This window comes from Phocaeicola vulgatus ATCC 8482, assembly GCF_000012825.1.
GTDB classification, from domain to species: Bacteria; Bacteroidota; Bacteroidia; order Bacteroidales; family Bacteroidaceae; genus Phocaeicola; species Phocaeicola vulgatus.
Genome location: NC_009614.1, coordinates 276,174 through 301,782 on the forward strand (window position 1 = coordinate 276,174; position 25,609 = coordinate 301,782).

Sequence of the window (25,609 nt, forward strand, 5' to 3'; positions counted from 1 at the left end):
TATGCATATAAGACTCAAACCTAATCATAAACATCATGCAAAAGATACTATTACTCATTGCTTCCCTTTTTTATTTCAACTTTATACTCGCAGAAAATGAAATAAAATCCTGGCAAGGCATTCATGAAACACCCCTTTCCCGTCTAGAACAACAATTTGCAGAACCTCCTGTGGAATTTGCCAACCACGTAATATGGGGTTGGGAAGGGAAAATGGATAAAAAGACTATTTGCAATGACTTGGATTCTATCAAAAAGAAAGGATTCCGTGCCGTAATATTTGAAGCAGGTTACAAACTACCTTTCAAATATCTTTCCGAAGAATGGTTTAAAGCGATTCGTACCGGAGTACTTGAAGCCAAAAAGCGAGGCATGAAAGTCTGGATTATTGATGAAGGAAAATATCCCAGCGGATTTGCAGGAGGAAAATTCTCACAGGAACGTCCCGATTTGAGAATGCAAGCTCTTGTGATAGGTGATACCATACAGATAAAACGGGGAGAAGTAATGACAAACCATAAAATAGCACCGGAAATCATCAGTGCGGTAGCCGTCAGTACATCCGGTGCTCCTAACAGAACTGTAGCAATTAATAATGGTGAAATAAGTTTCAACGCCGGACTGGATGACTGGAAGATCCTATTGGTCAAAAGCGACTTTCGGACGGCCGTAACCCGAGCCGTTAATAATCCCAACGGCGGCAAAGATGCCACTAATTCTCTGTGTGATTATCTGAATCCTGTTGCCGTACAACAATTCATTGATTGGACACATGAACAGTATAAAAAATACCTTGGTAAAGAGCTGGGTACCACCGTACTTGGTTTCCGGGGAGACGAACCCGATTATGCACATTTACCCTGGACTCCTTCCATTGTCCAAACATTCAAAGATACAAAAGGGTATGATCCGACTCCCTATCTGGCCTCCTTTTTTACCACTTCGCCCACCATACAGGAACAAAGGGTAAAAGCCGATTATTGGGATGTCTGGTCCAGCTTGTTCGCCACCCATTTTTTCAAATTACAGGCCGATTGGTGTGCGGCTAATGGAGTAGCCCACATTACCCATCTTAACAAAGAACATGAAATGCCCGCATGTGTTAAAGCTGAAGGAGACTATTTCCGGAATTTAAGTAAAGTTCAAATACCCGGAGTAGATGCAATCTGGAACCAAATATGGCCCGGTACCCTTAATGATTTCCCCAAACTGGCCTCATCTGTAGCTCATGTTTATGGAAAACCTAGAGCATTCAGCGAAAGTTTTGCAGCTTACCACATCTCCCCTACCATTCCCCAAGCCAAATTTGTTGTAGATCATCAGATTGCCCGTGGGATTAACTTCTTTGAATTCATGTTCTGGCCGGCAGGGTCCAAACATCGCAATTGGATGAGTGATCCCGGTATGAAAGGCCTGAATGAATATACGAATCGCACCACTTACCTGATGAGTCAGGGGAAGCCGGGAGCACGAATTGCCATGTATTACCCCACATCTGCTATGTGGCTGGGTAACAATGAAGTTTATAAGGATATCGTCACTCTTACCCAACAGCTGTTAACTCATCAACGAGATTTTGACTACATAAACGATGATGCTTTTACGGAAGCACTGACCATAGGTTCCGGCTATCTGGAAAATAAAAGCGGACAAAGATATGAAACATTGATTATCCCATCATCAGATGTTATTTCCGCATCTGCCTGGAAAGTGATAGAAACATTTTCCTCACGTGGAGGAAAGGTCCTGTTTTGGGGAAGGAAGCCTGCTTCTTTCATTGACAAAAGTTTCACTGCTCCCGGTTCCCTATCAGATTTAACCAATAGCAGGATTGAGCCATCCACCAGATGGACTGCACGTGTAAGCTCTTCCCTTCCGGAACCGGAAATGAAAATCATTTCACCTGCCAATGATTCTATCCGCTACACGCGCAGAGTAATGCCCGATGGCGACCTCTACTTCATATTCAATGAAGGGAATAAAGCTACAGAATTTACAGCAGACTTTGATAAAGTAGGAGTCGCAAAAGAATGGAATGCGACAGATGGCACACTCCAACCGATAAATGCAACAATTGTCAATAACCGTACCCGTCTGACCATTAAACTGGAAGCATGGGAAAGCAAGCTCATATCTATCGGAAAAAATAACAGAGAATATAACATTAAAGAATATGGCGTAAAAGGAAATGGCTATTCGGAGACAGCCACTTTACAACGTATCATTAATGAAGCAGTTCACAATGGAGGTGGAACGATAGTTATTCCTGCCGGGGAGTATCTAAGCGGCGCTCTATTCTTCCCACGTGGTGTAGATTTACGTATAGAAAAAAACGCCAAACTAATCAGCACTGTCGACCCCAATGAATTTCCTGTCATCCCTACCCGTTTTGAAGGTATAGAAAAAAGGTGGCGATGTGCTTTCTTGAATTTCGACCATTCAGACGGAGTTAAAGTTTATGGTGAAGGAGTTATCGATGGTAAAGGAGTAGAATGGAAAAAAATTCCATTCGGAAACTCCGGACGTCCCAGACTGTTATGTTTCACAGATTGCCCGGGAGGTAAGATTTCCGGTTTAAAAATGATAAATCAGGCCTCATGGTGTCTTCATGTACTTTACACAAACGGCTTCACTATAGATGGAATCGATATCCGTGCATTGGAATATATACCCAGTTCCGATGGCATAGATATTGATTCGTCCAATGATATACTGATTACTTCCACCCGCATTGAGGCACATGATGATTGCATCTCCATCAAATCCGGACGAGACGAGGACGGACGCAGAGTAGGACGTCCCAGTGAAAACATTCTGATAGAAAACTGTCATTTTGCATACGGTCATGGTGGAGTGGCTATGGGCAGTGAAATATCAGGCGGCATACGCAATGTGACCATACGTTCCTGCCTGATGGATAACGAAAACTGGAGCCCCTTACGTTTTAAAAGTCAGCCCAGCCGCGGCGGAACTGTGGAAAATATCACTTTTGAAGATATTACCATCAAAGGAGCGCGCAGTATCTTTGATATCAATATGGAATGGCGTATGGTTCCTCCGCTTTCACCTGCACATTATCCGCTGACCTGTTTGCGCAATATCCATTTCAAGAATATAAATGGAGAAGCACAATCAGCAGGAACCATGTATGGTTTTAAAGAGGCTCCATTCGGAAATGATACATTCTTTTTTGAGAATTGCCATATCAAAGCTCAAAAAGGATTAAGCATCTCAAATGTGGCCAATGTTAATTTTAAAGGTTTGGAACTAGAGATAAAAGAAGGAGAAAAGATTTATGAACGGTCTGCAAATAAAGACAAATAACCCAATAAGAACACTGTTAAATAAAAAATACACTCGAAATGCGTACACATGCATAATATTCAAGGAAGATGTACACATTTCCATTGTAGGAAATCCCAGACCATCCTATTTTTGCGCTACCATTAAAACACTAAAACAACATGATGAAGAAAAAATTAATACTATCATTCTTTTTTGTTGCATTAGGTTTTGGAGTTGTAAAAGCACAAGACTTGCCGGACAAAAAAGAAACGTTGAAGACTGTTACAAAAGTCAATGATTACTTCATGAAGAAGTATGCCGATTATCGTACTCCTTCTTTTGTAAAAAATGTAACCCGTCCCAGTAATATCTGGACACGCGGAGTATATTATGAAGGATTAATGGCTCTTTACTCCGTCTATCCACGCGATGACTATTATAAATACGCTGTCGATTGGTCAAATTACCACGAATGGGGATTCCGCAACGGTACCACCACTCGCAATGCTGATGATTACTGTGCCAGCCAGACTTACATTGATTTATATAACATTTGTCCCGATCCGGAAAGAATCCGTAAGGTCAAAGCCAATATAGATATGCTGGTCAACACTCCTCAAGTAAATGATTGGTGGTGGATTGACGCCATCCAAATGGGAATGCCTGTATTTGCCAAACTGGGAAAATTGACCGGAGAACAAAAATATTTCGACAAAATGTGGGATATGTATGAATATACCCGTAACAAACATGGTGAGAATGGCATGTACAACCAAAAAGAAGGTTTGTGGTGGAGAGACCAAGACTTTGATCCCCCTTACAAAGAACCTAACGGTAAGAATTGCTATTGGAGTCGTGGTAATGGATGGGTATATGCAGCACTGGTACGTGTATTGAATGAAATTCCTACTGATGAAAAACATCGCGCCGACTATATCAATGATTTCCTGACCATGAGTAAAGCTATCAAAAATTGCCAACGTACTGATGGTTTTTGGAATGTAAGTATGCATGACGAATCAAACTTCGGAGGTAAAGAAACCAGTGGCACCGCTTTATTTGTATATGGCATGGCATGGGGGGTACGTAACGGACTGTTGGACAGAAAAGAATACCTGCCAGTCTTGTTGAAAGCATGGAATGCTATGGTGAAGGATGCCGTTCACCCTAACGGCTTCCTAGGACTTGTACAAGGAACCGGAAAAGAACCGAAAGACAGTCAACCTGTCACATACGATAAAGTACCCGATTTTGAAGATTTTGGAGTAGGGTGTTTCCTGCTCGCCGGAAGTGAGGTTTACAAATTAAATTAATAATATGATTGGTTAGTGAATCGATTTTTCATAGACTATGATTTAAAGGTTAGATTTAGGTTAAGTAAAAAGGAGCGACTGTGAAGCCGCTCCTTTTTGTTCTATCAATCATACGTTTTCAATCAGTAATAGAAAATACCAATACTCCTGCTGTAGGAATTACCGGCTCTCCTATCAGCACTTTGGCTCCCGAAGGAAGTACGAACTTATAAGGTTTATCTGTATAATTCAGTACAATCCCCATACCATTGCGGTACTCTAAAGTAACACCGTATGGTAAATCCATCACAGGAATATTCAATTGCGCATATAGTTTCTTCAAAATATCTTTCTCCAATAATCCGTCCGTACTATCCACTCCCACGTAAGTAACAGTACCTTTTCCCAACTTACGAGTAGTGACTGCCGGTTTTCCTTCATAAAATTCCTGTGTATAAGTAGCCCATACTTGTGAATCCTTACCCGATTTCAATATCTCTCCCCAAGTATTCCACGTATATTCTTTTCCATCCATCCGTAATTTGCCCGGTTCTTCAAGAAGTAATAAATCATAAAACTCCATTTCATTACCGGTCAGTTCATTTATCATGGAACCGAAAGGAGCTTCGGGTAAACGTCCATGGCGGTCTTTTTGGGCTGTACGGCAAGTTAAGACCAAATTACCACCCTTCTTTACATAATCAGTCCATCTGTCTACCAATGCCTTGTCAGCCAATTGATAAGCCGGAGCTATGATCACAGGATAAGAGGAGAACTCCTTGCTTTCATTGATAAAATCTACGGGCGCGCCAAAAGATTTCAACGTGCGATAATATTTCTCAATATGCCCTAATGTATTCCATGTACGATTTTGCTTCTGGCGCTCAATGCTCCATGAATTTTCATGATTAAAAAGAATGGCAGTACGACGCGCCAAATAATCGGCCGGTTTCACCTCACGAGCTGCAACCTGTCCCCGCAGCTGTCTGATTTCTTTCATGAACTGCTCATATTCACGTCCACCGGGAGTTACCGTTGTTCCGTCTGTACCTACAATGCCGTAGTGATATTGTTCCGTGCCATACAGAGGCTGGCGATAACGATAAGTACAGATAAAGTCGCCTCCACCGGCAAATACGCTCCACATCCATAAACGGATAGCTCCAGGCAGCGGTTGAGGATTGATACTCCCCCAATTCACCTGCCCTGGCTGAAGTTCCATTACTCCATAAGTACCTTGTATGGGTCTGAAAAAGTCATTGGCAAAAGCAATACGCAACGGATTTCCCACTCGATATCCGCGACGGCCGATCCCTTCATTGTCTCCATACACCATATAGCGAGTATAACTTTGAAAATCAAGTGTAGGGCTGCCACCTATATGTCCTTCCTCATAATTAGGAATATAGTTAGTAGTCACCCATTGGTTCTTTGCATATTTTTTAATCAACAAACATTGTTCATTCAAAAAGTCGTTTGTCTGACTGGCAGCAAAACGGCGGTAATCCAAAATCTGATGATGATTCATAAACATCTGGGCAGTTTTAGGAAGAGTTATTTCATCAAAAGAAGAATAAACCTCACTCCAAAAAGCCGTTCCCCAGGCATCATTCAATGCTTTAATGTCATGATGATATTTTTCACGTAAAAAATCCCGGAAAGCCAGTTCGGCTTTCGGATTATAATCAAATTGTACGGCCGGCTCATTATCGAGCTGCCAGCCGATTATTCTGGAATCATTTCCATAATGCTGAGCTAACTTCTCTATCATTTTATAAGCCAGTTCTCTATAAACGGGAGAAGCAAAAGAAGCATGTTGACGTGCTCCGTGATCAAGCACGGTACCATTTTCATTTTTAATCAAAATTTCAGGGTATTTACGGCTCAGCCATACCGGTGGAGTTGCCGTAGAAGTACACATAATGACTTTCAAATCATATTTGGCAGCCAAAGCCACCGCTTTATCCAACCAGGCAAAATCATATTTTCCCTCTTCCGGTTCCAATTGCGCCCAAGCAAATTCCGCGAAATGGGTGAATTCAAAACCCAAATCGTGCATCTGTTTAAAATCTCTCTCCCATTGACTCTCATCCCAATGCTCAGGATAATAATAAGCACCGGTCAAGGTCAAATCCTTGTCTTTAAACCAAGGCTGTTGTGCAAAAAGTCCTCCGGCCAAAGAACAAGCCAAAAGAACGGTCACAAATCGTTTTTTCATGATAAAATAGTAATTTAATAGATTTTCCATTCCCATAATCCGGCTGCACCTTTATCTATGTGCAAACGCAAATAACGTACTTTATCTCCCACCGTCACCACATGAGGTGAACATGCCTTCACCTCTTTTACTCCGGCACAAGGTTGCCAATTAGTACCATCATTGGATTTTTCGAGATGCCAGGCATGACCTTCAGCAGGGTGTACAAAGGCAAATTGACACTCCGTTACCTGCATGGCTTCACCCAAATCCACCATCAGCCAAGGATGATCATCATTTGTTTCTGCCATCCAGCGTGTTCCATTAGACCGGTCGCCTGCATTTCCAGGATGATATATATGTGTGCGTTCCACCTTGACAAGCGAAGTTTTATCGGCCAAAGGACAATTAGGCTGAGTTTCTATTTCAACCTTAGAAGTACGGGGAGAACGTATGCTGGATGCACTGAAAGAAGCTTTCAGCGCCTTATTTTCGCGCTGTTCCTGGCTGACAGCCAAGTAACCAACTCCCTTTTCATCAGGAACAAGTGTCTTTATAGTGCCATCCTCATTAAATTCCATCCGATTGGCATATACTTGGCGGGTAGTTCCTCCGTCACCGTACTCCAGATATACGAAAATATAATCGTCTGTTTCTTCATTATAAAATACATTCCCATGTCCCGGCCCCCAAACATTATCAGCAATGGATGAAAAAAGAAAAATATCATTGCCTTCGGGCTTTTCAAAGCCCGACAAAGGGGACTGCCGGCTCATCATGTAAGCATTTACATAATTCTGATTCCCTCTCAAAGTATAGATGTAATAATAAATACCTTTACGTTTAAACATAACCGGCCCTTCCGAATACCCTTGACGAGCCGTACTCATCACAACAGTATCACCGGTTAAATGCTGCCAATCGTCAGTCATACGGGCAGCCATCCGGCGGCGCCAGAATAAATAAGCAGTTCCATCATCATCCACAAAAGGTTCCCCATCTATATCCGGAGCAATACAAGATTGATCAAACCCATCCAAAGAATGAGAAGACATAGAATTACGTCCGGCAAAAAGGAAAGGACCTTCGGGACGGTCGGACTTCAGCACATAGGTACGTGCATTCTCATCCGGTTTTACAAAAGTGGTATAAAGATAATATTCACCATTCTTCTCCACTACTCTGCCGGGTGCCCAATAACGAAAATATCCCGTCTTTTTCTCTCCTTTGGCATTGACATATTCATGTCCTTTATGCCAATCGAATCCCACAATATGTGATCCATCAAAACTCCAGTTTACAAAATCTTTAGATTTCCATACCACAGGAGTCCCTGCTTGTGACAATCCTTTATCAATATCAGTAGTACCATAAAGATAATAAGTATCACCAAATTTGGATAAAGAAGGATCAGCGATATTATCCGGAATAAGAGGATTGAAGTGATGGATACGAAGCAATTTATCAAGTACAGCCTTCTCTACGGTAAAAGCAGTTCCGTGACGGGTTCCTTTTGGAAAAGATACACGGTCAGACACATCCTCCCATGTCTTTCCATGATCACGACTGCAAACAGCTCCATATTGATGATTACGGTATTTATCAAAATAGACATAAAGAGCATCATCTACAAAAAGTGGCGCAGGTCCCTCACACCAATAATTTCCTGTAATGGAAGGAGAAACGGTAGTAGGAAATCCATCCTCTATCCGTGTTGTCCGTGTTATTCTCAAATTCTTCTCTGCCGGCAACGAGTTTTCATTCTTCACCACCATAATCAAGTCTTTCATCACCGGATCGCGTACAATAGCTGCATCAATCACACTGAAATCGGGATTAAAGAACAGTTTGGTTTCAGAAAATGTATTAAAATCCTTCGTCGTAACATAGTAAATACGATGGTTCAGCCCTTTCTCACTCTCAATGACCGGCACTTCCTTATGACGTCCGGGAATGGTCGTTGCCCAAAAAATATAATAAGTTTGCGAAGGTTCATCATAAAACAATTCAGGTGCCCAGCAATTATGTGCAGCAGGCTCATGCATCATTACCGGAATAGAACGCTGCTCACTCCAATGGATTAAATCGGGAGAAGAGGCGTAACCTATAATCCGGTCTGTCCAACTGGAAGTCCACACCATGTGAAAAGTTCCGTCCGGCGCCTGACAAATACTAGGGTCACGCATCAGACGATCCTTCCCGACCGTGGGTATCAAGAAAGATTTTCCATGATTCAGAGGAGTCCATGTCAGCCCATCCAAACTATAAGCCAAATGAAGACCGTCCCGACTGTCATTAATGAAATAAGAGAACAAATAAGCCGTATCACCGGCAAATAATCCGGCAACCGTTCCTAACAAGCAGAACAAACTGAATAATCGTTTTTTCATGTATACAATGATTTAATTGTGAGTATACAAAGATAAAAAGAGATTTGGACTTTTTTCTGCACATACAAGGCATATCCATGTAAAATCGTACAAATATATCGCACATTACCCCTATTTTATACGAATTTCCATCTATATGTACTTCTTTCTATTTACATGCAGATGAAAAGACCTTAATTTAGCAACATCAAATTCAAAGTAAAAAGATACTATGAAAAAAACGTTATTGACAATCTGCCTAGTATGGATGTGCTTCTCGTTAAGCGCACAAAAAATTATTGACTTATCCGGGAAATGGTCATTCAGTATAGACCGTCAGGATAATGGAGAAAAGGAAAAATGGTTCAGCCACACTTTGAATGACTTCATCAACCTGCCCGGTTCCATGCCCGAGAAACTGAAAGGTGATGAGGTTACCGCAAAGACCCAATGGACAGGCAGTCTCTATGACAGTTCCTACTATTATAATCCATACATGGAAAAATACCGTAAAGAAGGTAATATTAAATTTCCATTCTTTCTGACTCCCGACAAACATTATGTAGGAGCTGCTTGGTATCAGAAAGAGGTGAATATACCTGCCGACTGGAAAGGTGAACGTATTTTGTTGTTCCTGGAACGTCCCCATATAGAAACAACCGTATGGGTGAACGGACAAAAGACAGGAATGCAGAATAGTCTTTGTGTTCCCCATCAATATGATATAACCCGTTATGTCCGTCCCGGAAAATGTACTATCACCATCCGGGTGGATAATCGTATCAAAGAAATCAATGTCGGACCGGATTCGCACAGCATAACCGACCAGACCCAAGGAAACTGGAACGGCATTGTAGGACGCATCTGTCTGCAAACGACTCCGAAAACATATTTCGATGATATTCAAATATATCCGGAACCGGAACAAAAACTGGCACGTGTCAAAGTCGTCATCAAAGGTACAGGCACTGCAAAAGTAAAATTATCAGCAGAGAGCTTCAATACGGATAAAAAGCATATAGTTCCCGCCATACAACAAGAAATCAAACTTAACAAAGGAGTGACGGAAACAGAAATGGTATTACCTATGGGGAATGATATGCTGCTATGGGATGAATTTCATCCGGCCCTGTACAAACTGAAAGCAGAAGTCACCAATGGGAAAAAAACTGAGATAAAAGAAATACAATTCGGTATGCGCCGATTTGAAATCAAAGGTAAATGGTTTTATGTAAACGGGCGCAAAACCCAGCTTCGCGGAACAGTTGAAAACTGTGACTTCCCGTTGACCGGTTACGCTCCGATGGATGTAGAAAGTTGGGAACGGGTATTCCGTATCTGTCGCAGTTATGGACTGAATCACATGCGTTTCCATTCATTCTGTCCTCCCGAAGCCGCTTTTATGGCTGCCGACCGGGTAGGATTCTATCTGCAACCCGAAGGTCCGAGCTGGCCCAATCATGGTCCCAAATTAGGTTTGGGACAACCTATTGACAAATATCTGATGGACGAAACCATCGCATTAACCAAAGAATATGGCAACTATGCCTCTTATTGCATGTTGGCATGCGGAAACGAACCTAGCGGACGCTGGGTAGAATGGGTGACCAAGTTCGTAGAATATTGGGAAAAGAAGGATCCCAGACATGTATATACCGGAGCATCGGTAGGCAACGGATGGCAATGGCAACCTCGCAACCAATATCATGTAAAGGCTGGGGCACGTGGCCTGACCTGGTCCAAGAAACAACCGTCCACTCAAGACGACTATCGTTTCCAAAATCATCTTGACACCGTGAGACAGCCCTACGTATCCCATGAAACAGGTCAATGGTGCGCTTTCCCCAATTTCAATGAAATACGTAAATATACAGGCGTCAATAAAGCCAAGAACTTCGAGATTTTCAAAGACATTCTGGCTGACAACCACATGAGCGACCAAGCCCATCTATTTATGATGGCCAGCGGAAAGTTGCAAGCCCTTTGTTACAAATATGAAATAGAAAAGACACTCCGCACGCCCGATTATGCCGGTTTCCAATTATTGGCACTGAACGATTATTCGGGTCAGGGAACTGCACTGGTAGGTGTTCTCGATGTTTTCTTTGAAGAAAAAGGATATATCAACTCCGCAGAATGGAGACGTTTCTGCTCACCTACAGTTCCACTGATGCGTACAGATAAATTTGTATATAATAACAAGGAGATTTTAAAGGCGGATATTGAAGTCGCTCATTTTGGTGCCGAGGCATTAAAACAAGCAGAAATTGTATATACGTTAAAAGACGAATATGGCAAAGTATATGCGCAAGGCACATTGGCAACACAAGACATTCCTGTCGGAAATTTAAATCGCACGGGTAGCCTTGAGTTTCCGCTCACTGACATCCAAGAGGCTAAAAAGCTGAATCTGGAAATACGCATTACGGGAACAGAAGCTGTAAATGACTGGAATTTCTGGGTTTATCCCGCCCAAGTGACAATAGCCGAAGGAAAAGTATACACTACCGACACCTTGGATTCGAAAGCCCTGGAAATTCTTCAGCATGGTGGAAATGTGCTTATTACAGCTGCAAGCAAAGTGAGTTATGGTAAAGAAGTGGTTCAGCAATTCACTCCTGTATTCTGGAACACCTCCTGGTTCAAAATGCGTCCTCCTCATACCACAGGTATCTTAGTGAACCCCAAACACCCGTTATTCCGTCAGTTTCCGACAGAATATCACAGCAATTTGCAATGGTGGGAACTGCTGAATCGTACTCAAGTGATGCAATTCACCCACTTTCCACCCGCTTTCCAACCTACGGTTCAAAGTATCGACACTTGGTTTATAAGCCGCAAGATAGGTATGTTATTCGAAGCCAATGTATTAAATGGGAAAGTGCTCATGACAAGCATGGACATTACCTCCCAGCCAGAGAAACGCATTGTAGCTCGTCAGATGCATAAAGCCATTTTGGATTATATGAATTCGGACCAGTTCCGTCCGCAATTTACTGTAACGCCTCAACAAATCAGTGAGTTGTTCACAAAAACAGCCGGTGACATAAAATCTTATACCAATGACTCTCCGGATGAACTAAAACCGAAAATCAATTAATAACAATCTATATCAATCATGAAACAGATAGCCCTATTAGCTCTTGGACTTTTAGCGACATTAGGAGTCGAAGCACAAACTTACAAATTCGATTTTACCACAGGTAAAAAGACGAAAGACGGTTATACCAAAATAACTCCCGCCGACAGATACTCGGAGGAAAAGGGATACGGATATGACAGACAGCCCTCTCCGGAAGGTAAAAGTACAGCTCCATTCTTTTTCTCTGTTACGGTTCCCGATGGAAACTACCATGTCACAGCCGTGATAGGAAACAAACGCGCTGCCGGAGAAACAACAGTGCGAGGAGAATCACGCCGCCTTTTCTTCGAAAATGTGAAGACAAAAAAAGGGGAGTTAAAATCTTGTACATTCGTGATCAACAAGCGCAACACACATATTTCGGAAAAAGAAAATGTGCGCATCAAACCGCGTGAACGCCAAAAATTGAACTGGGATGACAAACTAACTTTGGAATTCAACGGGGATGCACCCCAATTGTCCGAACTGATTATTGAGAAAGTAAATAATGTACCCACCGTATTCCTATGCGGTAACTCCACGGTAGTAGACCAGGACAATGAACCTTGGGCAAGCTGGGGACAAATGATTCCCCGCTTCTTCAATGACAGCATTTGTTTTGCCAATTATGCAGAATCCGGCGAAAGCGCCAATACTTTTATCGGTGCAGGACGACTGAAAAAGGCATTGACACAAATGAAACCCGGAGATTATATTTTTATGGAATTCGGTCACAACGACCAAAAGCAAAAAGGTCCCGGTAAAGGAGCTTATTATTCATTTATGACCAGCTTGAAAACATTCATTGATGAGGCAAGGGCACGAGGAGCCTATCCTGTACTGGTAACCCCGACACAACGCCGCAGTTTCGATGAAAACGGGAAAATCAGAGATACTCACGAAGATTATCCCGAAGCAATGCGCTGGTTGGCTGCCAAAGAAAACGTTCCTTTGATCGATCTCAACGAAATGACCCGTACCCTCTATGAAGCAATGGGGGTGGAACCTTCCAAAAAGGCATTCGTACATTATCCTGCCGGAACCTATCCGGGACAAAACAGGGTATTGGCAGATAATACCCACTTCAATCCTTACGGAGCTTATCAAATCTCCAAATGTATCATTGAAGGGATAAAGAAAGCGGGATTACCTATCGCTAACTATTTGCGCAGCGACTATTCCGGTTACAATCCTGCACATCCGGATGCTTTGGACAGTTTCAAATGGAATGACAGCCCGTTTACAGAAATTGAAAAGCCGGACGGCAATTAATTTAAAAGTAGGAACAAATGAACAACAAAACATTATTATTAACCCTATCATTTACCTTAGGTACCCTCTTTACCAATGCCCAATCCCTCCCCGGATTCCAATGGGGAGAAGGGATGGGAACTCCTGACCTTTCGTGGACTGCCCAAGTAGGAGCCAAAACCTATCCGAAGGGAAAAATATTCCAAGCAGCCGATTACGGATTGAAAAATGACAGCACCCGGTTAAGCACTGCCGCCCTGCAGAAAGCCATTGACGAATGCCACCGTTCCGGAGGGGGAACAGTGGAAGTAGCCCCGGGATACTACCGGATTGGTGCCATCTACCTGAAAAGTAATGTAAACCTCCACCTCAACCAAGGTACGACGCTGATAGCCAGTGAGAATATTGATTTATACCCCGAAATGCGCTCCCGCGTGGCAGGTATCGAAATGGTATGGCCCTCGGCAGTCATCAATATTCTGGATGCGGAAAACGCAGCTATCAGCGGAGCAGGTACGTTGGATTGTCGTGGAAAAATATTCTGGGATAAATATTGGACCATGCGGAAGGATTACGAGAAACGCAAACTGCGGTGGATTGTGGACTACGACTGCAAACGTGTAAGAGGTATGCTCATCTCGAACAGCCGCCATATAACACTGAAAGACTTTACCTTGATGCGTACCGGATTTTGGGGTTGCCAAGTGCTGTATTCCGACCAATGTACCTTGAACGGACTGAAAATCAATAATAACATAGGGGGGCATGGTCCCAGTACGGATGGTATTGACATTGATTCCAGCACCAATATCCTGATTGAAAACTGCGAAGTAGATTGCAACGATGACAATATCTGCCTGAAAGCCGGAAGGGATGCCGACGGCCTGCGCGTAAACCGCCCCACAGAAAATATCATTGTTCGTGGATGCATTGCACGTAAAGGTGCGGGACTGATTACCTGCGGCAGCGAAACTTCAGGCTGCATCCGAAATGTATTGGGATATAACCTCCAAGCATACGGAACCTCTTCCACCCTCCGTCTGAAATCTGCCATGAACCGCGGCGGAACCGTAGAAAATATCTACATGACCCAAGTGACAGCAGACCATGTCCGCCATGTACTGGCAGCGGACCTGAACTGGAACCCCAGCTATAGTTATTCTACTTTGCCGGCTGAATATGAAGGTAAGGAAATTCCCGAACATTGGAAGGTTATGCTGACTCCTGTCACACCTAAAGAAAAAGGGTATCCGCATTTCCGTAATGTATGGCTCAGCGATGTAAAAGCTACTAATGTGCAAATCTTTATCACTGCTGCCGGCTGGAATGAGGAACTGCCTTTGCAGAATTTCCATATTTCCGGCATAAAAGCCAAGGTAAATAAAGCAGGAAGCATTATCTTTACCGAAGACTTCCACCTGGAAGATGTCCGGTTACAAGTAGAAGACGGCAGTCGTGTGGAAGAAAAAAACAATAAGAACGCACAAATCGATATCAGCTATGAAAACAACATGGAATTATAGCCGGCGGCTACTTCCGTTCTTTCTCTGTATGCTGTTGTCTGTCTTTGGCAACAACGCCCAGACTCTTCCCTTCCGTTTATCCAAAGGTGCGGGAACTTTCCGTCTGGGAGTGGTTTGCGGCAATGAAAGTTGCTGGCTGGACCAATGCAGTGTCAAGAAAAAGGGACAGGCTTATACCATTAAAGATAAATTATGGAAAGAAGGTGAAATAAAGCTGATTGTATGTCCATTGACGGATAGTAATGGTTTTATCATGGAGGTTTCGGGTGAGCGATTACCCGAAGAGTTCAAACTTTGCTGGGCTTTCGGTGCATGCGACGGTGCAGACGACTCTGCCGTAACAGACAACAGTATTCCGGTAGCCTCCTGCTTCCATAATGTATTCAGTATAGAAGGAAACGCTTTTACCACCTATTATGGTGAAAGCATGAAACTGAGAACGGTTCATGGGGTATCTCCCATCGGTTCCGAAATTCGTCTGTCCGACGGACATAAACAAGCATCCCCGCTTGCTTTATTCAACTCCGGTAAAAAGACAGATGCCCCCGTCATCTCTGCCCTATGCCCGTGGAAACCGCAAGAAAAGCTCTACTTTTGTTTCTACCAACGAGGCGATTATAATTATTTCATGCTACCCGGATTATTCGGGAAAGAACATAAAACCCGATCAAAATGAAACGATTGTATCCATACCTGTTCTTCCTTTTCCTATGCCTGTCTGCCCAGGCACAGGAATTCAAGGTGTACCAATTTCCGGCAGATAAGGTTCCTGCCATAGATGGCAATACCCACGACTGGGATTGCGTTCCGGCTGATTATAAGATAACGGAAGCAGCTTTAAAGGAAGACGAGGGAAAACATGCACAGCCGGACACTACCACATTGAAAGTCAGTGTCAAAGTAGGTTGGTGTGCAGAAACTCAGAAGTTGTATTTTCTATATGAAGCATACGATAATTATTGGCGGTTCAGTGAGAACTCCTTGAACACGGATATTTTTGAAGTAGTGGTGGATGGCGATTGTTCAGGGGGGCCGTTCATCGACCGTTTTCATCCCACAGCTCCCAAAGATGTGTGGCAAGCCTGGTTCAAATTTCACGGATGCCATGCCCAGAACTATCACATCTTCACCCCGGCTCACGGCAATGACTGGTGTATGTTATGGGGTCCTCAGGTATGGCTGAAACAAAAGCCATACGCTGATTATGCCTATCAGTACTCTTTCAAGGAGGGAGAAGCGGGTAAGCTGGTATTGGAATTCTATATCACCCCCTTTGACCATGCGGATGCCGACGGTCCCGAACTATCTCGCCCTACTTTATTAAAGGAAGGAAATGAAATCGGACTATGCTGGGCGGTGATTGACTGGGATGCCCACCCTGCCTCTAAAGACGGATTCTGGAATTTATCCGATGAGCATACCATGTATGGCAATGCATCTTATTTACGCAAATTCAAACTAATGCCCATTCAGTAAAAGCAAAGACAGACCATGAAACAACTCATACTCTTCCTTTTATGCCTCAGCACATGGACAGCACAGGCAAAGATCTATAATGTAAAAGATTACGGAGCGAAAGCCGACGGTACTACCATTGATAGCCCCGCCATAAACCGGGCCATTGAGGAAGCTGCCTCCCAGGGGGGAGGAACCGTTTATTTCCCTGCGGGAGAATACGCCTGCTATTCCATACGTTTGGCCAGCCATATACATCTGTATATAGAACAAGGAGCACGGATTGTCGGCGCCTTTCCATCAGCAACGGAAGGCTATGACCCGGCAGAACCGAATGAACACACCCAATTCCAGGATTTCGGACACAGTCATTGGAAGAACTCACTTATCTGGGGAATCGGTCTGGAAGACATCACCATCAGCGGACCGGGACTGATTTATGGCAAAGGACTCACCCGTGAGGAAAGCCGTCTGCCCGGTGTAGGCAATAAAGCCATCAGCTTGAAACTCTGCAAGAACGTGACATTGAAAGACTTCTCTTTGTTGCATTGCGGTCATTTCGGCCTGCTGGCTACAGGAGTAGACAATCTGAGCATTCTGAACGTGAAAGTAGATACCAACCGGGACGGTTTTGACATAGACTGCTGCAAAAATGTCCGCATCAGTCATTGCACCGTCAACGCTCCCTGGGATGACGCTATCGTGCTTAAAGCGTCCTACGGATTAGGCTATTTCAAGGATACGGAAAATGTAACCATCTCCGATTGTTTTGTCAGCGGATACGACCGTGGCAGTGTATTGGATTGCACTTGGCAAAGGGACGAGCCCCAAGCGCCGGATCACGGATTTGTAACGGGACGCATTAAATTAGGAACGGAATCCAGCGGCGGTTTCAAAAACATAGCCATCACCAACTGCATCTTCGAGCGTTGTCGCGGACTTGCCCTGGAAACAGTGGACGGTGGCAAACTGGAAGATATCGTCATCAGTAACATCACGATGCGCGATATTGTCAACGCCCCCATCTTCCTGCGGTTAGGAGCCCGGATGCGCAGCCCGCAAGGAACACCCGTGGGCACAATGAAACGCATCCTCATCAGCCACGTCAATGTATTTAATGCCGACTCGCGCTACTCCTCCATTATCAGCGGAATACCGGGAGCCCTTATTGAAGATGTGACACTGAGCGATATTCATATCTATCACCAAGGAGGATATACAGAAGCCGACGGACTTCTGACTCCTCCCGAACAAGAGAAAGTATATCCTGAACCGTGGATGTTCGGAACGATTCCCGCCAAAGGTTTCTACATCCGCCACGCACGCAACATCACCTTGGACAATGTAAATTTCCATTACGAGAAAGCGGACGGACGTCCCTTGTTTGTCACGGATGATGCCAGTGATATCAGATACAGGAACATCACAGTGGATGGAAAAGAGTTCAATACAGCCAACTAATAAAAAACAAAATAGAATGAAGAGAAAATATTTATTTTTCAGCCTGTTGCTGGCCGGAAGTAGCCTTTACGCACAAGAATGGCCGGCAGTGCGACCCGAAGCTCGCCCCGCCACCCGCTGGTGGTGGCTGGGAAGTGCTGTCGATGCAACCAATCTGACCTACAATCTGGAAGAATATGCCAAAGCCGGACTGGGAGGTGTTGAAATCACTCCTATTTATGGTGTTCAAGGCAACGATAAGAATAACCTTCCTTTCCTCAGCCCGCAATGGATGAATATGTTGCAACATACTGAAGCTGAAGGAAAACGTATCGGTATTGAAGTAGATATGAACACCGGTACCGGATGGCCCTTCGGCGGTCCTCACGTGAGTATGACAGATGCTGCTACCAAAGCTATTTTTCAATCCTATCAAGTAGAGGGTGGAAAAGAAATTACGCTAGATTTGAAAGTAGAAGAAGAAAAACAACGCCCTGTAGCCACTTTAAGCCGGGTTATGGCCTATAATGCGGACAATAAGCAATGTCTTAACCTCACTTCCAAAGCGAAGAACGGACAATTACAATGGAAAGCTCCGGCAGGACATTGGAATATCATCACCTTATATATAGGCAAGACTTTCCAAAAAGTGAAACGTGCTGCTCCCGGTGGAGAAGGCTATGTGATGAACCACCTGGATAAAGGAGCCGTAAAACGCTATTTTGCCAACTTTGACAAAGCCTTTAAAGAAAACAAGACCAATTTTCCACATACTTTTTTCAATGACTCTTACGAAGTATATGGTGCTGACTGGACTCCTGATTTTCTGGAACAATTCGCCCGCCGTCGCGGCTATAAACTGGAAGAACACTTCCCTGAATTTATAGCTCAGGACCGTAATGAAACCACCGCCCGCATAGTCAGTGACTATCGCGAAACCATCTCCGATTTATTGATTGAGAATTTCAGTACCCAATGGACTAACTGGGCACACGGTCACGGCAGCATCACCCGTAACCAGGCACACGGTTCCCCTGCCAATCTGATAGATACCTATGCCTCCGTGGACATTCCCGAATGCGAAGGGTTCGGCCTGTCGCAATTCCATATTAAAGGATTGCGTCAAGATTCCCTGACACGTAAGAATGACTCCGACCTTTCCATGCTGAAATATGCTTCTTCCGCCGCTCATATCGCCGGAAAGCCCTACACCTCATCCGAAACATTCACCTGGCTGACAGAACATTTCCGTACCTCACTTTCCCAGTGCAAACCGGATATGGATTTGATGTTCGTATCAGGTGTAAACCACATGTTTTTCCACGGAACTCCCTACAGTCCCAAAGAAGCCAAATGGCCGGGATGGAAGTTCTATGCCTCTATTGACATGTCTCCTACCAATAACATTTGGCAGGATGCTCCTGCTTTCTTTGAATATATCACCCGTTGCCAGTCTTTCCTGCAAATGGGGAAACCGGACAATGATTTTCTTGTTTATCTGCCTGTATATGATATGTGGCAGGAACAGCCGGGCCGTCTTTTGCTGTTCAGCATCCATGATATGGCAAAACGTGCTCCCAAGTTTATAGAAACCGTTCATACCATCAGCAATTGCGGCTATGACATGGATTATATCTCTGACAACTTTGTGAAAAGCACCCGTTGCGTAAATGGCAAATTACTGACCAAAGGAGGAACTTCCTATAAGGCCATCATCATTCCTGCTGTAAAACTAATGCCGTCCGAGGTACTCGGCCATTTACTAAAGCTGGCACAAGCCGGAGCTACTATCATCTTTACCGAAAACTATCCGCAGGATGTACCCGGTTATGGAAAACTGGAAGCACGCCGGAAAGGCTTTGCGCAATTACAAAAGCAACTTCCGGAAATTGCTTCTTTCGATGAGACGGTGGCAACTCCTTATCAAAAAGGGATCATCATTACAGGAAACAACTATCAATCTGCCTTGGAAAAAAGCGGTGTTGTTCCCGAAGAGATGAAAACGCGGTATGGCTTACAATGTATCCGCCGCTCCCATGCCGATGGACATCATTATTTCATCTCCTCATTGCAGGAAAAAGGAGTAAACGACTGGATAACCTTAGCCGTTCCCGCAGAAAGTGTCATGCTGTTCAATCCGATGACGGGAGAAAAAGGGAAAGCACAAACCCGCAAGCAAGAAGGCAAAACCCAAGTACACCTCCAACTGCATTCCGGCGAAAGCGTGATCCTGCAAACTTTCAACCATACCCTGACAGACGTTGCCGAATGGAAATACGTTCAAGAACAACCTGTCAGCCTCAGCCTTGATCACGGCTGGAAACTTCATTTTACAAAAAGCACTCCCCGGATAGAAGGTACATTTGATATCGACACTCCGTCTTCGTGGACTGAAATTGCTCACCCCAACGCTCCGATTACCATGGCGGCGGGAGTATATACCAATATCATCACTGTTCCCCATATTCCCGCCGATGACTGGATACTGGATTTGGGCGATGTGCGGGAAAGTGCCCGTGTGCGCATCAACGGACAAGATGCCGGAACGGCATGGGCCGTACCTTATCAGTTGAAAGTAGGCAAATGGCTGAAACCGGGAGATAACAAGATAGAAATAGAAGTGACCAATCTGCCTGCCAACCGCATTGCGGATATGGATCGTCGGGGTGAGAAATGGCGTATCTTCAATGAAATCAATGTGGTGAATCTGCAATACAAACCGGTACCTTATACTGATTGGCAACCATTGCCATCGGGATTGAATGGTAGTGTAAGGTTGATACCGGTTACTTATAAATAAGATATCCGATAGTGGCAGCCTATTGGCGGAGTTAATCCAGACTGTATTTGAAAGACTGAATTAATTCCGCCAATGTTTTTTACCTCATGCTCAGTGAGTGCACCTGCAACCGATCAAGCCGCAGCGAGACAGCATTTTATAGCAAAACGGCGTATTTACGGATAGTATCCAAATGTTCCCTAAGCGTCTGATCATTACCAGCCTGCCGCATATTATATTCCGGTTACAGCCGCATCAGCGAACCGACAGGATATCCAGCATCGCTTCAAACATCATGACTGTAGGAGTAGTCAAGCCTCAATTGAATGTATATCACTCCCTACCCTATAGCATAAGCCTTTTCTTTCTCCAGGTTAAGCCTTTTTATACGGATATGTTCTATCTCCATAGCCTTTGGAGTTATCTCCATAAGCTTTGGAGTTATCTCCCAAGGCTATGGAGTTAACTCCAAAGGCCTGCGGAGATAAAACAGGCAGGAAGAAAAGCCTTAACCATACGTCAGGAAAGGGTTAGGGATACGGATAAGATCCTTTAAGGACGAATCGGATGCCAAAGTCTTTTGCAGATGCCTTTTTCGGATGAAAGTCCCGCTAACATTCTACAGCTCCAAAACTTTTCCGTCAGTGAATAGTCGAGATGCCATCCGTACCGGTTCCCGATAAGCATACCAACCGTCCGTATCGTTACATACAGCCTACAGCTTTCAAACGGATGTGTCTATTCCAAGGGGTAACGAAGCTAAGACAAAATGTGACAGGAATTCCCAAACTATCAGAGGAAAGGGAAGTGATAACAGATAAAAAGTGGTGGTAGCAGATGTTTTTTCATGCTGCTACCACCACCTTTGAAACGCCCTGTTCATGGGTGTTTACGAAAGAGGATGGTAGTAGTGGTAGCAGTTTTGCAAAACTCTGTTGCAGGTGGGAGGAAAATTCAAACAGGAACTAAAATTATAAAGTTTTCATCTTCTTCCCTATGCCCACTGCTTTAGAAATTTTGCCTGTTCCTTTTTCCTTATACAAGTAGCCACGGAACATGCCTCCGCTATTAAACGGCATGGCAAAATTACCTTTCTTGTCCACTGCAATCAATCCACCATTTCCCTCCTTGGTATTCAGTTCCTGATGGATAATATAATCGGCAGCCTCCCCGACAGGCTGATGCAGCAACTTCACACGAGTAGAAAGATTATAAGCTACGACGTGACGGATAAAATACTCCCCATGCCCGGTGCACGACACAGCACAACCTTCATTATCCGCATAAGTACCTGCACCAATCACCGGAGAATCTCCCACACGGCCCCATTGCTTCTTGAACATACCACCGGTACTTGTTCCCGCTGTCAGGTTACCTTGCTTGTCCAGTACCACACAGCCCACAGTTCCATTCTTCTTGCTCTCCTTCTTCAAATCCTCTATCCACTTCAACGTCTTAGGAGTAGCAAAATACATATTATCCACAATTTCCAGTCCTTGTGACTTTGCAAACCGGTCAGCACCCTCACCTGCCAGCATCACGTGAGGTGTTTTAGTTTTTACCGCATAAGCTGCATTAATCGGATTCTTCACCGTTTTCAACCCGGCGACAGCTCCTGCTGTCAAATCCTTACCTTCCATAATAGAAGCATCCAGCTCAAAAGTACCGGCACTGGTACAAGTAGCCCCTTTACCTGCATTGAACAAGGGGTTATTCTCAAAGTAGTTGACAACTGCCATTACCGCTTCAGGCCCTTCGCCTCCGGCAGACAGTATAGCATTTCCAATGCTCAAAGCTGAATCTAAAGCCGCATAATACAAGGTTGATTTCTCCTTATCGTCCTCGAGGTTTTCCATAGCACCGGCACCTCCATGAACAACAATTACGTATTCTCTCTCCTGTGCCAGCATGCGGCACAATGGTAATAAGAGCAGAATTGTGATAAATAAGTGTTTCATAATAGTAGTTTAATATCAATAGTATGGTGCGAATGTAACAAAACAATTTGTAAAAAGGAAACTTTATGCAGAGATATAGACATAAAAAAAGGAGCAACGCCTTGCTCCAACCTTTGTTAACCTTAAATCTAATACTATGAAAAACACAATGCAAAGGTACGAACATTATTGAAATTTGCAAATTCGACAAAAAGAAAATTATGTTCTCTAACATGATTTAAGGAGATCCGCCACATTTGTTAATGAACATTTCCCTGTCAGATTATAAGTGACATTTTTACAGTTATATTTCTTAACGTATACTAAACCATAAGACAAAATACACATTAAAAGTTAAATAAAGCGGATTGATACTATGTTTTAAAACATAAATAGGAATTTTGGTGTTATCTTTGCAGTAGTAAAAGAGAAAACAAAAGGTTTTTAGGAATAACCAGTTCTCCAAACGGGAGAACATAAAAAAGATGTAATTATGAAAAGAACAAATGACACAATCGAGATGTTGCAGTATCAGTTAAGAAGATACAAAGCAATGAGAAAGGGAGCTGCTTGCCAATCTTTGCAATACAAGCTTCAGAAATTAATGAGCCAACAGGCTAATGCCTGATGAGCTCTACCATAAAGAACACAAGTTTATAATTTTATAATATAAGAAAAAGGATATGATTTTTATCATATCCTTTTCTTATTATTATCTAGAATGAAAGTTATTCATATAGATAAAACATTCTATCCATCAACTGCCATTTTTCAGCCGAAGACGCTCCCGGCTCTGCCTGTTGAAAGACAGACATATACTCTTCCCATTCTGCCTGACGAGGCAACGTAGCCATTCTGGCCATGGCCGTATCCCAATCAAAATCGAGAGGAGTTTCCACTATCATAAACAAATTAGTTCCCAGGATATAAATTTCCATTTCCAAAATACCGACTTCACGAATAGCTGCCAATGTTTCCGGCCAAACCTTGCCTTCCGAATGACGCTTTCTATACTCGGCTATCAAGGCCGCATCGTTTTTCAGATTCAACATCTGGCAATAACGTTTTACCGGTCCCTGATATTTCCGAACTTTATATCCTTGCTTTTTGTTTTCCATTATTCTCTTACTTCCCAGCCTAATGCACTAGCTCCCAACACGGCGGCATCAGCATCCTTCAATTCAGAAATCAACAATTTAGTCTTACCTTCGTAAATCTTCAAGATATTATCATCTATAGCTTTACGGATCGGCTTCATGATATAATCACCTGATTTTGCCAATCCACCAAACAGGATAATCGCTTCCGGGCTGGAGAAAGCAATGAAATCCGCCAAAGCCTCACCCAAAATACGTCCTGTATATTCAAAGATATCTTGTGCTAATTTATCCCCTCTTACAGCCGCGTCAAAAACATCTTTAGATACAATATCTTCAGCCGGGATATCTCTTAACAAACTAGGTTCGGGACGGGCAACCAGAAATTCACGTGCCGTGCGTGCCACACCTGTAGCCGAACAATAAGTTTCCAAACAGCCCTTACGACCACAACCACACTGACGTCCGTCACGACGAACTATCACATGTCCCAATTCTCCGGCAAAACCATCGTGTCCGTAAACCAGTTGTCCATTTATTACGATACCACTACCAACACCGGTTCCAAGAGTAATCATAATAAAGTCTTTCATGCCACGAGCCGCACCATAAGTCATTTCACCGATAGCGGCAGCATTAGCATCATTTGTCAAGGCAGTAGGAACACCTATTGCTTCTTCAAACAAAGTAGCCAAGGGAATCACCCCTTTCCAAGGAAGATTCGGAGCAAATTCAATGGTTCCGTTATAGTAGTTTCCATTAGGAGCACCTACACCCATACCTTTAATTTTTTCTACGCCACCGAACGATTCAATCAACGGACGCAATTTTGAACTGACAGCCTCTACATAATCCTCTATCTTAGAAAATGATTGTGTCTTAACTGAATCGGTAGCCAATACGTTACCACGCGAATCTACGATGCCAAAAACTGTATTAGTTCCGCCAATGTCCATACCTACTACGTAGGGTTTTTCCATGCCTGTTACCATGATATATTATTATTTAGGGTTAGTTATTTTGAGCAAATGTACACAATGAGAAAAAAGAGAGCAAATTTTTTTTCAATTATTTCATATAGCATTGCAACTTTTTGTATCTTCGGCACGTCTAACCAGACAAACACAAGTTAAATTCATCGGTAATGATACATTTAGAGAATATCAACAAAACCTATCATAACGGAGCTCCGCTACATGTTTTGAAAGGTATCAACCTCGACATAGAACGAGGTGAGTTTGTTTCCATTATGGGGGCTTCAGGTTCCGGAAAGTCCACTTTATTGAATATTTTAGGCATCTTGGACAATTACGATTCGGGAGAATATTATTTGAACGATGTATTAATCAAGAATCTGAGTGAAACCCGCTCTGCCGAATACAGAAACCGGATGATAGGATTCATCTTTCAGTCTTTCAACCTGATTTCTTTTAAAAATGCGGTAGAAAATGTAGCTCTTCCCCTCTTCTATCAGGGAGTGAGCCGAAAAAAAAGGAATCAAATGGCATTAGAATACCTTGACAAACTAGGTCTTAAAGAATGGGCGCATCATATGCCCAATGAATTGTCCGGCGGACAAAAACAACGTGTAGCCATAGCACGTGCCTTGATATCCAAACCGCAAATCATCCTTGCCGATGAACCTACCGGAGCCCTGGACAGCAAAACATCCGTGGAAGTGATGAATATTCTGAAAGAACTGCATAAAAACGAGGGGCTGACAATTGTTGTCGTCACTCATGAAAGTGGAGTAGCGAACCAAACGGACAAAATCATCCATATCAAGGACGGACTGATTGAACGGATTGAAGAAAACATAGACCATAATGCCTCTCCTTTCGGCAAGAACGGATTCATGAAATAA

17 protein-coding genes are annotated in these 25,609 nt (G+C 43.5%); 11 read left to right on the forward strand and 6 right to left on the reverse strand.

Translation table 11 applies throughout. The features are described 5' to 3' along the window. Positions 1-35: 35 nt before the first annotated feature. Both BVU_RS00910 and BVU_RS00915 read left to right on the forward strand, forming a co-directional pair. A complete protein-coding gene (locus BVU_RS00910) occupies positions 36-3,323 on the forward strand; it encodes a glycosyl hydrolase (RefSeq protein ID WP_005843665.1) in 3,288 nt (1,095 codons plus the stop codon). 143 nt (positions 3,324-3,466) lie between these two features. After that, entirely contained in the window at positions 3,467-4,597 is a 1,131-nt protein-coding gene (locus tag BVU_RS00915; RefSeq protein WP_011964656.1) for a glycoside hydrolase family 88/105 protein, read from the forward strand. Between the two features lie 118 nt (positions 4,598-4,715). Here BVU_RS00915 and BVU_RS00920 read toward each other — a convergent pair whose 3' ends face one another. Next, a complete protein-coding gene (locus tag BVU_RS00920) occupies positions 4,716-6,830 on the reverse strand; it encodes a beta-galactosidase (protein WP_041174386.1) in 2,115 nt (704 codons plus the stop codon). Further along, entirely contained in the window at positions 6,809-9,163 is a 2,355-nt protein-coding gene (locus tag BVU_RS00925) for a family 43 glycosylhydrolase (protein WP_011964658.1), read from the reverse strand. The genes BVU_RS00920 and BVU_RS00925 overlap by 22 nt, the downstream gene beginning before the upstream one ends. Positions 9,164-9,374: 211 nt before the next feature. Between BVU_RS00925 and BVU_RS00930 the strand changes: the two genes are divergently transcribed. The 7 genes from BVU_RS00930 to BVU_RS00960 are packed head-to-tail and all read left to right on the forward strand — an operon-like array spanning position 9,375 to position 20,732. After that, positions 9,375-12,242 carry an exo-beta-1,4-galactosidase gene (locus BVU_RS00930; protein ID WP_011964659.1) on the forward strand — a complete coding sequence of 956 codons (2,868 nt, stop codon included), beginning with the start codon at positions 9,375-9,377 and terminating at the stop codon, positions 12,240-12,242. A gap of 18 nt (positions 12,243-12,260) precedes the next feature. Then, positions 12,261-13,535 carry a rhamnogalacturonan acetylesterase gene (locus tag BVU_RS00935; protein ID WP_005843654.1) on the forward strand — a complete coding sequence of 425 codons (1,275 nt, stop codon included), beginning with the start codon at positions 12,261-12,263 and terminating at the stop codon, positions 13,533-13,535. 17 nt (positions 13,536-13,552) lie between these two features. Continuing rightward, complete coding sequence (locus tag BVU_RS00940; protein ID WP_011964660.1) at positions 13,553-15,037, forward strand: glycoside hydrolase family 28 protein; 1,485 nt, start codon at positions 13,553-13,555, stop codon at positions 15,035-15,037. Continuing rightward, a complete protein-coding gene (locus BVU_RS00945; protein ID WP_011964661.1) occupies positions 15,015-15,713 on the forward strand; it encodes a DUF4450 domain-containing protein in 699 nt (232 codons plus the stop codon). Before BVU_RS00940 ends, BVU_RS00945 begins: the two co-directional genes overlap by 23 nt. Further along, complete coding sequence (locus BVU_RS00950) at positions 15,710-16,513, forward strand: hypothetical protein (protein WP_005843648.1); 804 nt, start codon at positions 15,710-15,712, stop codon at positions 16,511-16,513. Before BVU_RS00945 ends, BVU_RS00950 begins: the two co-directional genes overlap by 4 nt. A 15-nt stretch (positions 16,514-16,528) precedes the next feature. Then, positions 16,529-17,953: a rhamnogalacturonidase gene (locus BVU_RS00955; RefSeq protein WP_011964662.1), complete on the forward strand. Its 1,425-nt coding sequence runs from the start codon at positions 16,529-16,531 to the stop codon at positions 17,951-17,953. Between the two features lie 16 nt (positions 17,954-17,969). Beyond that, complete coding sequence (locus tag BVU_RS00960) at positions 17,970-20,732, forward strand: alpha-L-rhamnosidase (protein WP_011964663.1); 2,763 nt, start codon at positions 17,970-17,972, stop codon at positions 20,730-20,732. A gap of 353 nt (positions 20,733-21,085) precedes the next feature. Here BVU_RS00960 and BVU_RS22610 read toward each other — a convergent pair whose 3' ends face one another. Both BVU_RS22610 and BVU_RS00965 read right to left on the reverse strand, forming a co-directional pair. Then, complete coding sequence (locus BVU_RS22610) at positions 21,086-21,163, reverse strand: hypothetical protein (RefSeq protein WP_229035920.1); 78 nt, start codon at positions 21,161-21,163, stop codon at positions 21,086-21,088. Positions 21,164-21,682: 519 nt separating this feature from the next. Then, positions 21,683-22,669 carry an isoaspartyl peptidase/L-asparaginase family protein gene (locus BVU_RS00965; protein WP_008670369.1) on the reverse strand — a complete coding sequence of 329 codons (987 nt, stop codon included), beginning with the start codon at positions 22,667-22,669 and terminating at the stop codon, positions 21,683-21,685. A 472-nt stretch (positions 22,670-23,141) separates the two neighbouring features. Between BVU_RS00965 and BVU_RS22615 the strand changes: the two genes are divergently transcribed. Next, a complete protein-coding gene (locus BVU_RS22615; protein WP_005843640.1) occupies positions 23,142-23,276 on the forward strand; it encodes a hypothetical protein in 135 nt (44 codons plus the stop codon). Between the two features lie 100 nt (positions 23,277-23,376). Here the strand turns inward: BVU_RS22615 and BVU_RS00970 are convergent, their stop codons facing one another. Then, positions 23,377-23,766 carry an L-rhamnose mutarotase gene (locus BVU_RS00970; protein ID WP_005843638.1) on the reverse strand — a complete coding sequence of 130 codons (390 nt, stop codon included), beginning with the start codon at positions 23,764-23,766 and terminating at the stop codon, positions 23,377-23,379. After that, complete coding sequence (locus tag BVU_RS00975; protein ID WP_005843636.1) at positions 23,766-24,737, reverse strand: ROK family protein; 972 nt, start codon at positions 24,735-24,737, stop codon at positions 23,766-23,768. Before BVU_RS00975 ends, BVU_RS00970 begins: the two co-directional genes overlap by 1 nt. A gap of 152 nt (positions 24,738-24,889) precedes the next feature. Here BVU_RS00975 and BVU_RS00980 point away from each other — a divergent pair, with 152 nt between their 5' ends. Continuing rightward, complete coding sequence (locus BVU_RS00980; protein WP_005843634.1) at positions 24,890-25,609, forward strand: ABC transporter ATP-binding protein; 720 nt, start codon at positions 24,890-24,892, stop codon at positions 25,607-25,609.

Excerpts from the sequence above, each read along its gene's own strand:
- BVU_RS00975 (WP_005843636.1), bottom strand. The coding sequence starts at position 24,737 with ATGGTAACAGGCATGGAAAAACCCTACGTAGTAGGTATGGACATTGGC.
- BVU_RS00940 (WP_011964660.1), top strand. The coding sequence starts at position 13,553 with ATGAACAACAAAACATTATTATTAACCCTATCATTTACCTTAGGTACC.
- BVU_RS22615 (WP_005843640.1), top strand. The coding sequence starts at position 23,142 with ATGAAAAGAACAAATGACACAATCGAGATGTTGCAGTATCAGTTAAGA.
- BVU_RS00965 (WP_008670369.1), bottom strand. The coding sequence starts at position 22,669 with ATGAAACACTTATTTATCACAATTCTGCTCTTATTACCATTGTGCCGC.
- BVU_RS00930 (WP_011964659.1), top strand. The coding sequence starts at position 9,375 with ATGAAAAAAACGTTATTGACAATCTGCCTAGTATGGATGTGCTTCTCG.
- BVU_RS00970 (WP_005843638.1), bottom strand. The coding sequence starts at position 23,766 with ATGGAAAACAAAAAGCAAGGATATAAAGTTCGGAAATATCAGGGACCG.
- BVU_RS00945 (WP_011964661.1), top strand. The coding sequence starts at position 15,015 with ATGAAAACAACATGGAATTATAGCCGGCGGCTACTTCCGTTCTTTCTC.
- BVU_RS00955 (WP_011964662.1), top strand. The coding sequence starts at position 16,529 with ATGAAACAACTCATACTCTTCCTTTTATGCCTCAGCACATGGACAGCA.
- BVU_RS00925 (WP_011964658.1), bottom strand. The coding sequence starts at position 9,163 with ATGAAAAAACGATTATTCAGTTTGTTCTGCTTGTTAGGAACGGTTGCC.
- BVU_RS00915 (WP_011964656.1), top strand. The coding sequence starts at position 3,467 with ATGAAGAAAAAATTAATACTATCATTCTTTTTTGTTGCATTAGGTTTT.
- BVU_RS00950 (WP_005843648.1), top strand. The coding sequence starts at position 15,710 with ATGAAACGATTGTATCCATACCTGTTCTTCCTTTTCCTATGCCTGTCT.
- BVU_RS00920 (WP_041174386.1), bottom strand. The coding sequence starts at position 6,830 with ATGGGAATGGAAAATCTATTAAATTACTATTTTATCATGAAAAAACGA.
- BVU_RS00910 (WP_005843665.1), top strand. The coding sequence starts at position 36 with ATGCAAAAGATACTATTACTCATTGCTTCCCTTTTTTATTTCAACTTT.
- BVU_RS00935 (WP_005843654.1), top strand. The coding sequence starts at position 12,261 with ATGAAACAGATAGCCCTATTAGCTCTTGGACTTTTAGCGACATTAGGA.
- BVU_RS00960 (WP_011964663.1), top strand. The coding sequence starts at position 17,970 with ATGAAGAGAAAATATTTATTTTTCAGCCTGTTGCTGGCCGGAAGTAGC.
- BVU_RS00980 (WP_005843634.1), top strand. The coding sequence starts at position 24,890 with ATGATACATTTAGAGAATATCAACAAAACCTATCATAACGGAGCTCCG.